The following is a 583-nucleotide window of genomic DNA, read 5'->3' on the forward strand; positions in this document are numbered from 1 at the left end:
CCTGCCCACTATCAAAAACGAGTGAGTATCCTTCTTTGTATTGATGAAGGTTTGGGAGTACTGGCCACTAGCCGACAATTACGTACGAGTGCCCCTACTGTTTCTAAGTGGAGTAAGCGTTGGTTAGTCGGTTTTGAATCTCTGTGTGCCTATGAAGCCAAAGAATCTCCGAGTGATTCTGCCTTATTAGTCCGGATGTTGGAAATCCTTTCTGACGCTCCCCGGACTGGTGCACCTGCTCGGATTAGCTTATCAGATAAAGAAAAACTGGTGGCATTGGCTTGTCAAAAACCTAAGGATTTTGGTATCCCCCTCACCTCCTGGAATCGTGAAATGTTGGCTAAGGTAGCGGTTTGTGAAGGCATTGTAGAGAAGATATCTGGTGGTTATGTAAGCAAGATTTTAAAAAAATCGGGCGGTTCGTCCTCATAAACATCAGTATTGGATGTTTCCCAAGATCGATGATTGGGAAGAGTTTAAAAGTTTGGTAGAAAGTATTTGTGACTTGATCCTGCAAGCCATTGAAGGCAAAATCCGTTTGATAAGTGTGGATGAAAAAACAGGTATTCAGGCCTTAGAACGT

At 43.4% G+C, this 583-nt stretch carries 1 protein-coding gene; it reads left to right on the forward strand.

All coding sequences use genetic code 11. The features are described from left to right. Positions 1-432: helix-turn-helix domain-containing protein (locus Q0954_RS34295; protein ID WP_366916780.1), on the forward strand; the 432-nt coding region annotated here is incomplete at its 5' end. Positions 433-583 lie beyond the last annotated feature (151 nt).

Source organism: uncultured Microscilla sp., from assembly GCF_947493425.1.
GTDB lineage: Bacteria > Bacteroidota > Bacteroidia > Cytophagales > Microscillaceae > Microscilla.